The sequence below is a fragment of the Paenibacillus sp. IHB B 3084 genome (assembly GCF_001447315.1).
GTDB lineage: Bacteria > Bacillota > Bacilli > Paenibacillales > Paenibacillaceae > Paenibacillus.
In genome coordinates, this window is the sequence record NZ_CP013203.1 from 3,068,713 (window position 1) to 3,081,196 (window position 12,484).

Below are 12,484 nucleotides of genomic sequence, written 5' to 3' on the forward strand. Positions count from 1 at the left end.
GGGAGAGACAGCATGAATACGGCGGCAACAGGAACACTTTACGGCGTAGGCGTGGGGCCGGGTGATCCCGAGCTGATTACGGTCAAGGCGTACCGCATGATTCGGGAATGCGCAGTTGTGGCTTATCCGAAAAAACGTCGTGGAGGCAAATCGTATGCTCATGAAATCGTGGAGCTGTACGTAAACCCGGAGGAAAAAGAGATGCTGGGGCTCATTTTCCCGATGACCAAGGACCCGGTTGTACTGGAACGGGAGTGGAACAAAACGGTGGTTGCCTGCTGGGAGGCTCTGAGTCAAGGCAAGGATGTAGCCTTTGTTACAGAGGGAGACCCTAATCTGTACAGTACCTTTATTCACTTGGCACGGCTCATGAAGGATCTCCATCCTGAGGTGCCGATTGTATCTATTCCTGGAATTTCGTCTGTGTTGGGAGCGGCGGCAGCGCTGGAAGTGCCTTTGGCAGACGGAGATCAGCAGGTCGGTATTATTCCGGCTACGGATGATCGGGAAGCGATGAAGCGGGCGATTGAGAATCACGATACGGTCGTGTTTATCAAGGTTGCCAAGGTGCTGGATTTGATTTTGGATGTGCTGGATGAACTCAATCTTGGGGACCGTGCATCTGTCATTACCAAGGTCACTTCTCCTTATGAAATGGTATGGCGTAACGCGCGCGAGCTGCGCGGACAGGAGCTTGAATATCTAAGTCTGATGGTGGTGAGCAAATGAGCTTGGAGCCGAAAGTATATATCGTAGGAGCGGGTCCCGGCGACCCGGAGCTGATTACCGTCAAGGGCTCCCGGATTTTACGTACAGCCGATGTTGTGTTGTATACGGATTCACTTGTGAACGACGAGCTGATTGCCACGGCCAAGCCAGAGGCGCAGGTGCTGCAAAGCTCAGGCATGGATCTGGAGCGGCAGGTCGAAATTATGAGTGAGGCTGTACAGGCTGGACGCAGTGTAGCTCGTGTACATACGGGGGACCCGGCAGTGTACGGGGCGATTTTGGAGCAAATGGTATTGCTGAAGCAGCGCGGAGTCGCTTATGAAATCGTGCCCGGTGTTAGCTCGGTCTTCGCTTCTGCTGCCGTGCTTGGCGCAGAGCTGACTGTGCCTGACCTGACGCAGACCGTCATCCTGACGCGCGCGGAAGGCCGCACACCTGTACCGGATCGGGAAAAGCTGCGCGACTTGGCATCCCATCACTGTACAGTGGCGTTGTTCCTTAGTGCAACGTTGGCGAAGAAGGTCGTTGTCGAGTTTCTGGCGGCTGGCTGGAGCGAGGACACACCTGTAGCGGTTGTACAACGTGCAACCTGGCCGGACCAAAAGATCGTGCGCACAACGCTCGCTCAATTGCCTGCCGATCTGCGCGCAGCGGGAATTACGATGCATGCGATGATTTTGGCAGGTTGGGCGCTGGACCCTGGTCTGGTAGACAAGGACGCGCATCGTTCCAAGCTGTATGATAAGTCGTTCACCCACGGCTACCGGAAGGGAGTGAAGCCCGGTGAGTAATCCATTTGCCGCTGTGGCGATCACGAAGCACGGAGTGGAGATGGTTCGTCATTTAGGAGCCAGCTTTCCGGGCACGGATGTGTATTACATGTCCAAGTTTGAGCGGGGTGACGAGCAGGAGCGCGGCATTCAATTGTTCGAAGGCTCGGTTAAGCTGATTTTGCCGGATTTATTTAAGCAATATAACGGTATTATTTTATTTATTTCCCTCGGTGCGGTCGTCCGTATGATTGCGCCGATTTTAGTGGATAAAAAGGTAGACCCGGCGGTGGTCGTCATTGATGATCGCGGGGAGCATGTCATTAGCGTACTGTCCGGGCATTTGGGCGGTGCTAATGAACTGACCCGTCATGTGGCTTCCGTACTCGGCGCACGCCCGGTAATTACTACTGCATCGGATGTACAGGGCACGATTCCGGTGGACATGTTCGGTCGGGAATTGGGTTGGGTGGTCGACAGCTTCGACAAGGCAACTCCGGTGAGCGCGGCTGTTGTGAATGAGGAGCCTGTGGCGCTTGTTCAAGAGACAGGCGAACGGAACTGGTGGCGTTATGACAAGCCTGTGCCTGCCCATATCAAGGTATATGGTTCGATGGCAGAAGCGTCACAAGAGCCGTTTAATGCGGCCTTGGTCGTTAGCGACCGCCTGCTGGAGCCGGAGGAAGAGGAACAGTTCTTAACGAATGGCGTGCTGTATCGTCCGAAAAGTCTGGTACTCGGCATCGGCTGTAATCGGGGTACTGCTGTGGAGGAGCTGGAGGCTGGCGTGCTGGACACCTTGAATGAGCTTCGCTTGTCTGTGAAAAGCGTGCGCAATATTGCGACCATTGATCTGAAAAAGAATGAAGAGGGCCTGCTTGCCCTTTGCGCCAAATATGGCTGGGAGCTGGTGACGTATACGCCTTCAGAGCTAAACACCGTACAGCTTCTCAATCCATCGGAAACGGTCTTCAAGTACACAGGAGCGTACGGTGTCAGCGAGCCTTCGGCCTTGCTGTCCTCCGGTGCAGACCATTGGCTGCTGGAGAAGAAAAAAAGCGGCAACATGACCATTTCCGTAGCACGGGTTTCTTATGACTGACCGCAATAAGCAGGATGTGCGGACGGATCAGGCCGCTGGTGCACCCAGAAGCCGTATCGTCGTGGCTGGAACGGGCAGCGGCGCGGGCAAGACGACCGTTACCCTTGGGCTGATGAAAGCTTTTGCCGATAGCGGCCTGCGGGTGCAGGGCTTTAAGTGTGGACCGGATTATATTGATCCGACCTATCATACCGCCGCGACCGGAACGCCTTCGCGTAATCTCGACTCATGGATGACCTCGCCGGACACGGTGCGTGAAACCTTTATCCGCGCCTCCGAGGGTGCGGATATTTCTGTAATCGAAGGCGTCATGGGGCTGTATGACGGCAAGGACCCGCTCAGCAATACCGGGTCGACCGCCGAAATCGCCATGCTGACGGATAGCCCTGTGCTGCTGGTCGTTGATGTGCGTAGTATGGCACGAAGCGCTGCCGCTATTGTACTCGGCTTCCAGCGTTTGGAGCCGAAGCTGCGCATTGCGGGTGTGATCGTGAACCGCTGCGGAAGCCAAGGACATTATAGCATCGTCCAAAAGGCAATCGAGCAGGAGTGCGGCATCCCCGTGCTCGGTTGGCTCCAACGCGACGACGGGCTGGATATTCCCGAGCGTCATCTGGGCTTGGTCCCGGCTGTCGAGCGCGGCGAGCTGGAACCGCTCTTCCAACGGGCGGCAGAGCTGATCCGCGCAGGCACGGATTTGGACGCGCTGCGGGCACTGGCGGACTCGGCTCCGCCGCTGTCTTTGCCAGCGCAGCCGTTATTTGCCCCGGATCGGCTTTCGTCGGAGAAGCAAGCCGACGCCGGGGAATATCCGGTCATTGCCGTAGCCAGAGATGCGGCGTTCAATTTTTACTACCCGGAAAATTTGGATTTGCTGCGTCAGTCGGGAGCTGAACTTTCCTTTTTCAGTCCGCTGGCAGGAGAACGCGTACCTGAGCATGCAAGCGGCCTATACCTGGGCGGCGGTTTCCCCGAGGAGTTCGCCTCAGATATCGCTGCGAATACAGGCTTTCTGGAAGATATCCGCAACGCGGTAAACCGGGATATGCCTCTATTCGCCGAATGCGGTGGTTACATGGTACTGGCACGTACGCTTACAGATCGTTCCGGTGCTGTGCATAGCATGGCGGGGGTCATCCCGTCCGATGTGCGAATGCAGGACAAGCGGGCCACGCTCGGATACCGGGAAGCAACTGCATTACAGGATTGTCTGTTGCTGGAGGCTGGAGAGACAATTCGGGGACATGAGTTTCATTATTCCGTGATGGTCTATGATGAATCAGCCTCCCCGTACCCTTATGCCTATCAAACTAAGGGGATGCGGGGGCTCCAGAGCGAAGGCTATGCAAAGGGTAACCTGTTGGCAGCCTACACGCATATTCACCTCGCCTCTTTTCCCAAAGCAGCAGCACGCTGGGTGGAAAAGTGCAGGGCATACGGTCAGTAATCCGCTATATAGCAACTGTAGTCCCTAACAGGATAAATGAAGAACTTGATATGTACGCAAAAAGGCCGGTTCCCTTTATCACAAGGGTCCGGCTTTTCTAAACTTAGGCAAGATTCAATCTTACATTGCATGGAAGCGTATTCATTACTTTTTTGGTGATTCGCTCACATGAGCTTCTTCAACTGGGAAATCCTTCCCTGACTCACGCCTAGCATAGAAGCGAGTTGTTTTTGTGAGGATGCCGGGTGCTCTTCCATAAGCTCTCTCATTTTTTCCAGAATAACATCTGTACGCTGATAAATCTTTTTCATATGCATATTTTGCTTGATTGGAGCCGAATTGGTTTCTGCCGAAGTGACTGGAAGCAAATCTTCCGTTTTCATTGCGGCTGCACATTCGTCACAAATAAACTGGTCCTTAAAATAGGTGTTTGTATCAACCGCACCGCAAAATATGCAATTGGTTGATTTGTACTTACGGAGCATGAGTGTCTGGTCTTCAATAAAAAACTCTAATGGATCGCCGATGTCAATCTCCATCGTCATGCGCAACTCTTTAGGAAGCACAATTCGTCCCAAGCTGTCCAAAGGCCGGGTCATTCCAGTCCTCTTCATTCATGCAACCTCCCCGGTTTTTAAGATTCATAGAATGTATAAGTTTTAAGCAAAGCTTAACAATTCTACAACCGCAAGCATAAACTTCACTAAAAAGCGATCCAGCCTTTTAGAAAACGCATGGACACGCTTTTTTTCTTACGAGTATACCATAAACCGATGAATTCGCCAGCGTTCACGCATATAAATTTTTGAGTATGTTTATTCCGATCAAATATATATGCTATAATCTTCTGCTAAAGGATTTCATAGCCCGCCTGTAGAATTATTTATATATGCCGTAGCCCGGACGATGATGGCGTTGTTATGCGCAACAGGTGAGGGTTAATTGAAATTTTGGAGCGCCCGATCCACCAATAAGAACAAATGACACGGGGCATCGCCTTTAAAATCCTTATATACAGATTAGGCAAGGAGGATTCATCATGGAAAGAAGAAAAGCATTGTTGTTAGGAGATTATACGTATCCGGAGTTTCACCCGCTACAAGGGGTGGACGGAGAGATTAGCCATATTTTACAGGATTGGATGACGGTACAATGCAGCGAAAATCGTAAAATGCTGCTCAAGGAAAACCTAGCCTCATTTGATTTGTGCATCTCGTACTGCGACAGCCGCAAGGAGGTTTTGTCTCCCCAGCAAACAGCAGGGCTGCTATCCTACGTCAGTGGCGGAGGTGGACTGCTCGTACTGCATAACGGAATTACGTTGCAAGGTCGGTATGAAATTGCACAGCTCATTGGGGCGCGTTTTTTGCGGCATCCTGCTGCGGGTCAGTTGTCCTTCAAGGTGACGGAGCCGGACCATCCGATTATGGAAGGGATTGAACCGTTTGAGATCGAGGAGGAGCCGTATCGGTTTGATTTTGACCCGTTTACTGAAAAAACACTGCTGATGGAATACGAACACGAGGGCCAATGGTGGCCAGCAGCTTGGTCGTTGTCCTATGGCTTGGGTCGGGTCGTCTACTTGATGCCTGGACACAATCAGCCAAGCTTCCAGCATGAAGGATATCGTAAGCTGATTCTTCAGGCTGCCAAGTGGGCTGGACGCTTGCCGGGCTAACATAGCTGATGTCGTCAAAACTAGGGAAGGGGAGCTGCGGACTTTATGCGGTTCCCCTTTTCGGGTTATACTATAGGAAATACAGGTAGGGGAGGATATATCATGAGCGATTTGTTCAAAAAAGCCATCTCATTGGGATGGGGCCTCACCATTGTCAGCAAAGAAAAGGTGGAAAAAGCCGTCGAGGATCTTGTGAACCGGGGAGAACTTGCACCCTCGGAATCCAAAGCGCTGGTTGATCGTCTGATCGAACGGGGCGCAGAGGAACAGGGACAATTCAAAACGGCAATCCGCGAGCAGGTTAGCCGCATTTTGCAGGAGCTGGATATACCTACCGAAAATGATGTCGCAAGTTTGGAGCAACGTGTGGCATCCCTGGAAAAACAGGTAGCGGAGATGGAAAAAGAAAAGGCGGCGCTTACGGGTTCGAGCGATGCTGAGGAAGGGAATCGACTGGATTAAAATGGCGGTTCGTATAAAGCACGCCGGTCGTTACCGGGAAATTGCCATGGCGCTGGCGCGTCATGGCTTTGGCTATATGGTGGAGGAAATGGGCCTGTTCCAGCTATTATCGCTGCCCCGCAAGTGGCTGACGAGAGAAACACCAGAGTCCAAAACGCTGGGCGAACGGATTCGACTGGTGCTGGAGGATTTGGGGCCTGCGTTCATTAAGCTTGGACAGTTGGCAAGCACGCGCGCAGACCTGCTGCCGGAGCCGATTATTCGTGAGCTGGTCAAGCTTCAGGATCAGGTGCCGCCTTTTTCCTCTGAAACCGCACGTGGCATTTTGGAACAGGAGTTGGACACGTCATTGGAGGATATCATGGCCCGTTTTGACGATGTTCCGCTGGCTGCTGCTTCCATTGGTCAGGTGCATCTGGGGAAGCTGCACAGTGGAGAACTGGTCGCCATTAAAATCCAGCGCCCCGGCGTTAATCGCATCATTCGGCGGGATCTGGATATTTTGAGGGAACTGACTGCAATGGCGGTCAAACGCTGGGAATGGGTGGAACGCTATCAGCTTAGCCAGATGGTGGAGGAGCTGGGCAGATCGCTCATTCAGGAACTGGATTACAACCATGAAGCTCGCAATACGGAGAAAATCTCGCTCCAGTTCGAGCAGGACCCGCATATTCATATTCCTAAAATATATTGGGACCATACCTCCTCGCGTGTATTAACCATGGAGTTTTTGGATGGTACTCATCTGGGCAATCGCGAAGAACTATTACGTCGTGGATATGATTTGAAAGACCTGGCGCAGCGGCTGGTCAACAGTATGCTGCATCAAATATTTATTGAAGGTTTTTTTCACGCCGATCCTCATCCGGGAAATTTGCTTGTCCTGAAAAATGGCAGTCTCGCTTATTTGGACTTCGGCATGACTGGGAGGCTGAGTGAAGAGATGAAGAATCATCTGGCCTCGCTTATTATCGCGCTGATGCGCAAAAATACCGATGCCATGGTTCGGGCTATCGAACGGCTGGGGCTAGTTGAGCCAGATACGGATATGAACGCGCTGCGTGCCGATCTGGATAAGATGCGCGAAGATTACTCGGACGTTCCGTTTTCGCAGGTCAGCATCGGGAATGCCCTGAACGACCTGTTCGGCGCAGCACAGCGCCACCGGATCGGCCTGCCTTCAGACGTCTTGCTGCTCGGCAAGTCGCTGCTGACGCTGGAAGGGGTCGTTGAGCATCTCGACCCTGATCTTAGCATTCTTGCTCTGGCGGAGCCTTTTGGCAACAAGCTGTTAAAGGAGCGCTTTAGCGGCCGTCGTATCCGGGGCAAGCTGCTGGGCGGTGCGACCGAGCTGGTCGAAACGCTGATGGAGCTGCCAGGGCAGGCAAGGCATCTGGCTTCGATTATTAGCAAAGGCAAGCTCAAGCTGGAGGTCACCGTGCCCGAGCTGGAAGTGCTCCTGCGCAGGCTGGATCAAATCAGCAATCGCCTGTCGTTCAGCATCGTACTGCTGGCGTTCAGCATTATTATGGTCGGCCTGATTATCGGTTCATCGCTGAATCATCAGGCGACTGTGCTGTGGAATGTGCCTGCGATTGAGATTGGCTTTGTCGTCGCTCTCTTAATGGTTGCCTTTTTACTATATTCTATTTTTAAATCGGGAAGATTTTAGATACCGATCGGAAAGGATGAGGCATGGATAATCATGAGATCAACACCATCCCCATTCATAGTTTCCAAATCACCGATGTGCCGTGGCACCGTCTGACGACTCCATATGGCAGGGGTACCGAACTGCCGCAATTGATATCGGACGGAAAATATGATGACATTGCTAATCTGATTGAGCATCAGGGCACATTGTGGCAGGTTACGCCGTGGGCTTTGCTTTTCTTATTAAGAAATATACATGCGAGAAAAGTGAATGATATCACGCTAGACGAATTAGAGTGTTATCATGCAGTTATCGAGGCATTGGACATGGAAAATGCACAAGCCGATTCACAGAAGTCTGTCGAATCCCTGACCATGCTGTTGGATGAAAAATATCTGTGGCCAGAAGATACCGATCCTGAAGAAGATGAACTGGAGTGGGAAGAGGAAGAAGCGCGAGGCTATGATCCGGTGGCCTTTTGGAGCTATTACGATTATAGTTATCGGTTATTGAAGCGGGCACTACCTGATTTTGAGAGTATGCTCCAGCATAGCTCCGACCCGGATATCTCTGACGCCTTATTAGAGCTTGTGCAGGAATTGCGAAAATTTTAAATATAAGAAAACGAATCAAGCGAGCTGGTGTTCAGCACCCCAATATCAGGTGGACCATGCTGGAAACTAATTTTGGCTAAGGAGTGTTTCTGATGGCTAAGAAATTAACGGATATACATCGTATACGCCTTCTAAGTCTCCTTCGGGATATTGGGTTCGAACCATCTAAGGTTACTATAGAAACTAAGGAAGGCGAAACCGAGGTTATTGATTTAGAGCCTTCATTACCTAAGGGACTGCAAGCTGTTTTGAAGTCGCGAGGCAGCTTAAGTAAGGAACAATTGCTTGAGATTGAAGAGAGCGTCAAGCAATCCAGGGAGAATTGGGAATAGATGGGGTACTTATTTGATACGAATGCAGCTATTGCCCTTCATAGACTTGATTCTTCCTTGGATGAAGTAATTCGACAGGCTGAGAAAGATAAAGAAAATATTTTCTTTTCAACTATAACCCAGTCCGAGTTTATAGCTGGGTTACCCACTGAAACCGACTTAAATTCGATACCTTTTCTTGGCGGAGATTTTATTTCAGTTGACTCAGAGATTGCAATTAAAGCGGGTCGTATCAGAAGAGAACAAAAAGATAAGTGTGGGAGAAAGCTTAAGACCCCAGACGCTTTGATTCTTGCGACAGCTATCATAAACAAATTGATATTGGTTACGGCGGATCAAGATTTGCAGTTCGCGGAGTTCGAGTATGAGGTTAGAGTGATAAATTTTAACAAACCGGAGTCTCAGGAATTGCGAAAATTTTAAATATAAGAAAACGAATCAAACGAAGGAAACAGGCGATATTCCAAGGAAACGCCTGTTTTCTTTTTATAAACAGCCTCTTACCTGACTCGTTTCCGCGAATCCCTTACGTTATAATGATGGACTGAATGTAACGGGCGGGTTCGTGTGAGAGAAACGAGCCGAATCATAGGAGAGCCTATGCGATTGACCGCTGAACGGAGGCCCGGAACGATACCGGGCTGCGGGTCAACACGCGGTTCTCCGTTAATATAGGAGGCTGGAAAGAAACCGTATGAATTTTAGACAACAATGGTTCGGTAATATCCGGGCCGATATACTTGCGGGCATGACCGTGGCGCTGGCGCTGATCCCGGAGGCGATTGCCTTCTCGATCATTGCCGGTGTCAATCCGATGGTCGGACTGTACGCCTCCATCTCAATGGCAATTGTTATTTCTTTTGCAGGCGGACGTCCGGCGATGATCTCGGCAGCAACCGGGGCTGTAGCGGTATTGGTCGTCGGTTTGGTTAAGGATCATGGCGTGGAATATCTGTTTGCGGCTACTATTTTGGCAGGTATGATTCAGGTGCTGCTGGGTGTTTTAAAAATAGGACGATTTATGAGCTTTATTTCGCAGCCGGTCATGACCGGGTTTGTGAATGCGCTGGCGATCCTCGTCTTTATGGCACAGCTCACCCACTTTCACGGAGCCAATTGGATCATGTACGCGATGGTGGCGGGTACGCTGCTCATTGTGTATATTTTGCCGAGGTTTGTGAAAAGCATTCCCGCTCCATTGACGGCAATCATTATCATGACGATCATCACGTATACGTTCGGGTTAAATGTTAAAACCGTAGGCGATATCGGTACGCTGACCAGCTCACTGCCTTCATTCCATTTGCCGCAGATTGAGTGGTCGTTGCATACTTTGTGGATTTTACTGCCGTATTCCTTTACGATGGCGCTGGTGGGACTGCTGGAATCGCTGCTGACAGCCAGTATTTTGGATGAAATGACCGAAACGAAAAGCAATAAAAACCGGGAAGCCCGCGGGCAAGGAATTGCCAACTTTGTAAATGGCTTTTTCGGCGGTATGGGTGGCTGTGCCATGATTGGACAATCCGTTATTAATGTCAGCTCGGGAGGTAGAGGGCGCTTGTCCACCTTCACGGCAGGGATGTTTCTGGCCTTTCTGCTGCTGGTGCTCGGCGGGGTTGTGAAGGAAGTACCGATGGGCGCACTGGTGGGAGTCATGTTTATGGTGTGTATCGGGACAGTGGACTGGAATTCGCTCCGAAATATCGCCAAGGTTCCCAAGGCGGACACATTTATCATGGTTACGACGGTCGTCATTGTGGTGGCTACGCATGATTTGTCCAAGGGCGTTATTGTGGGCGTGCTGCTGAGTGCCCTGCATTTTGGCTGGAAAATGGCTAAAATTCGCATCAGCGCAACAGAGGACAACGATGAAAAGGTGTACCATGTTAGAGGTCCGATGTTTTTTGCTTCGACGACTCATTTTGTCGACCATTTTGAACCTTCGGATGATCCGAAGCGCGTTGTGGTCGATTTCAGCCAATCGCATATTTGGGATCATTCTGCGGTAACCGCCATTGGGAAGGTGCTGCAAAAGTACACGAAATCCGGTAAATTGATTACCCTGCGGGGACTGAACGAGGAAAGCCGCTTGATTGTGGAAAAGCTCGGCGGCCCTGTAGTTACGGAGCCACTGGTGTGATAAATCGTATAGAATAGATCAAAGCCTGGAATGGAATTTAACCATTTCAGGCTTTTTTGCATGTATTTCTGAAATGAAACGAAGGTTTTCTTTCTAAATCATAGATAAATATGACGAATTTTTGTCAAAGTATTGACGTAATAATTGGGCTGGAATACAATCATTGTTATTAAACTTACAAAATACATAGGATTAATTGAAAATTGAAAGGTATGTACATATGAATCTAGACTGGGAGTTTATCGTAGAGAGCTTACCACTGTATGGTGAGGCGATGTGGCTTACATTGAAGATTGCTTTTTGGGCCATCCTTTTTTCGCTGATCGTTGGTTTGTTGTGCAGTATTGTGTTGTATTACAAGGTGAAGGGAATTAGCGGCATTATTACAGCGTATATCGAGCTTTCCCGAAATACACCACTGCTGGTACAACTGTATTTTCTGTATTATGGCTTTACCAAAATAGGTCTGCATATGAGTGAAATGACGTGTGCCATCGTCGGTATGACCTTTTTGGGCGGAGGTTATATGGCAGAGGCATTCCGTGGCGGAATTGAAGCGGTGAGTAAAACGCAGACGGAATCCGGGCTTAGCCTGGGACTGTCCAAGGTGCAACTGGCGCGGTATGTTATTTTGCCGCAGGCCTTTGCTATCAGTGTTCCATCAGTGGGTGCGAATGCGATTTTTCTGCTCAAAGAAACCTCCATTGTTGGCGCCATTGCTTTGCTAGATATTATGAATGTGGCAAAAGACCTGATCGGCATGTACTACAAAACGGCGGAATCGCTGATTCTGCTGGTGCTGGCTTATCTCATCCTGCTTTTGCCTTTGTCGATGCTGCTGACATGGGTGGAAAGGAAGGTGCGATATGCAGAATTCGGGGATTAATGTGCTTTTTGAAGGTTCCAATTTTGAACGTCTGTTAGGTGGATTACTCGTTACGATGGAAATTGCATTTATTTCGATTGTGATCGGCACACTGCTGGGCATCGTGATGGGGCTATTGCGCACTTTAAAGTCGGGTCCGATTCGATTTGTATTACGGCTTTATCTGGAGACATTTCGCATTATTCCGATTTTGGTCTGGCTGTATGTCGTGTACTTTGGCTTCACGCCTTTGCTGAATGTGAACATTAGCGGGGAACTAACGGCAATTATCGTGTTTAGCCTTTGGGGTGCGGCGGAGATCGGTGACATCGTTCGTGGTGCGCTCGAATCATTGCCCAAGCATCAGGTGGAATCCGGGCAAGCGCTCGGTTTGACGTATGGACAATTGTACCGTCATGTGCTCATTCCTCAGGCGGTACGCCGAATGCTGCCGGGTTCAATTAATCTGGCGACACGGATGATCAAAACGACGTCATTGGTGGTGCTGATCGGTGTGGTAGAGGTGGTAAAGGTCGGACAACAGATTATTGAGCTTGGCGTGATTAAAGCGCCAGCGGCATCCTTTTGGGTGTACGGTTTTATTTTTATACTATATTTTCTTGTATGCTATCCGTTGTCCAGACTTTCCAAGAGATTCGAACGCAGATGGCAAAATTAGCAGGATGGG

Annotated in this window: 14 protein-coding genes; 13 read left to right on the plus strand and 1 reads right to left on the minus strand. The window is 50.2% G+C overall.

All coding sequences use genetic code 11. The features are described from left to right. Window positions 1-12 precede the first annotated feature (12 nt). The 4 genes from cobI to ASL14_RS14440 are packed head-to-tail and all read left to right on the plus strand — an operon-like array spanning window position 13 to window position 4,048. Complete coding sequence (cobI, locus tag ASL14_RS14425) at window positions 13-729, plus strand: precorrin-2 C(20)-methyltransferase (RefSeq protein ID WP_134912099.1); 717 nt, start codon at window positions 13-15, stop codon at window positions 727-729. Continuing rightward, window positions 726-1,520, plus strand: a complete 795-nt coding sequence (gene cobM / locus ASL14_RS14430; protein WP_134912100.1) for a precorrin-4 C(11)-methyltransferase — start codon at window positions 726-728, stop codon at window positions 1,518-1,520. The genes cobI and cobM overlap by 4 nt, the downstream gene beginning before the upstream one ends. Then, window positions 1,513-2,601 carry a cobalt-precorrin 5A hydrolase gene (locus ASL14_RS14435; RefSeq protein WP_134912101.1) on the plus strand — a complete coding sequence of 363 codons (1,089 nt, stop codon included), beginning with the start codon at window positions 1,513-1,515 and terminating at the stop codon, window positions 2,599-2,601. The genes cobM and ASL14_RS14435 overlap by 8 nt, the downstream gene beginning before the upstream one ends. Then, window positions 2,594-4,048, plus strand: coding sequence for a cobyrinic acid a,c-diamide synthase CobB (locus tag ASL14_RS14440; RefSeq protein ID WP_134912102.1), 1,455 nt, complete (start codon window positions 2,594-2,596; stop codon window positions 4,046-4,048). The genes ASL14_RS14435 and ASL14_RS14440 overlap by 8 nt, the downstream gene beginning before the upstream one ends. 164 nt (window positions 4,049-4,212) lie before the next feature. On the opposite strand, the gene ASL14_RS14445 is transcribed toward ASL14_RS14440, so the two are convergent. Next, entirely contained in the window at window positions 4,213-4,662 is a 450-nt protein-coding gene (locus ASL14_RS14445; RefSeq protein ID WP_134912103.1) for an AbrB/MazE/SpoVT family DNA-binding domain-containing protein, read from the minus strand. A gap of 425 nt (window positions 4,663-5,087) precedes the next feature. Between ASL14_RS14445 and ASL14_RS14450 the strand changes: the two genes are divergently transcribed. From ASL14_RS14450 to ASL14_RS14490, 9 genes are all read left to right on the plus strand, one after another. Continuing rightward, a complete protein-coding gene (locus ASL14_RS14450; RefSeq protein ID WP_134912104.1) occupies window positions 5,088-5,726 on the plus strand; it encodes a ThuA domain-containing protein in 639 nt (212 codons plus the stop codon). A 102-nt stretch (window positions 5,727-5,828) separates the two neighbouring features. Further along, a complete protein-coding gene (locus ASL14_RS14455) occupies window positions 5,829-6,188 on the plus strand; it encodes a phasin family protein (protein WP_134912105.1) in 360 nt (119 codons plus the stop codon). A 1-nt stretch (window position 6,189) separates the two neighbouring features. Beyond that, window positions 6,190-7,860 (plus strand): ABC1 kinase family protein, encoded by a 1,671-nt coding sequence (locus ASL14_RS14460; protein WP_134914551.1) that lies wholly within the window; start codon window positions 6,190-6,192, stop codon window positions 7,858-7,860. A gap of 23 nt (window positions 7,861-7,883) precedes the next feature. After that, the gene (locus ASL14_RS14465; RefSeq protein ID WP_134912106.1) at window positions 7,884-8,456 is read left to right on the plus strand and encodes a hypothetical protein; all 573 of its coding nucleotides are present in this window, start codon (window positions 7,884-7,886) and stop codon (window positions 8,454-8,456) included. A gap of 92 nt (window positions 8,457-8,548) precedes the next feature. Further along, a complete protein-coding gene (locus ASL14_RS14470) occupies window positions 8,549-8,788 on the plus strand; it encodes a hypothetical protein (protein WP_044644405.1) in 240 nt (79 codons plus the stop codon). Continuing rightward, window positions 8,789-9,211 carry a type II toxin-antitoxin system VapC family toxin gene (locus ASL14_RS14475; protein ID WP_134912107.1) on the plus strand — a complete coding sequence of 141 codons (423 nt, stop codon included), beginning with the start codon at window positions 8,789-8,791 and terminating at the stop codon, window positions 9,209-9,211. Between the two features lie 271 nt (window positions 9,212-9,482). After that, window positions 9,483-10,931 carry a SulP family inorganic anion transporter gene (locus ASL14_RS14480; protein ID WP_134912108.1) on the plus strand — a complete coding sequence of 483 codons (1,449 nt, stop codon included), beginning with the start codon at window positions 9,483-9,485 and terminating at the stop codon, window positions 10,929-10,931. 220 nt (window positions 10,932-11,151) lie between these two features. Next, window positions 11,152-11,817: an amino acid ABC transporter permease gene (locus ASL14_RS14485; RefSeq protein ID WP_134912109.1), complete on the plus strand. Its 666-nt coding sequence runs from the start codon at window positions 11,152-11,154 to the stop codon at window positions 11,815-11,817. After that, on the plus strand, window positions 11,798-12,475 hold the full coding sequence (locus ASL14_RS14490; protein ID WP_134912110.1) for an amino acid ABC transporter permease: 678 nt from the start codon (window positions 11,798-11,800) through the stop codon (window positions 12,473-12,475). The genes ASL14_RS14485 and ASL14_RS14490 overlap by 20 nt, the downstream gene beginning before the upstream one ends. Window positions 12,476-12,484 lie beyond the last annotated feature (9 nt).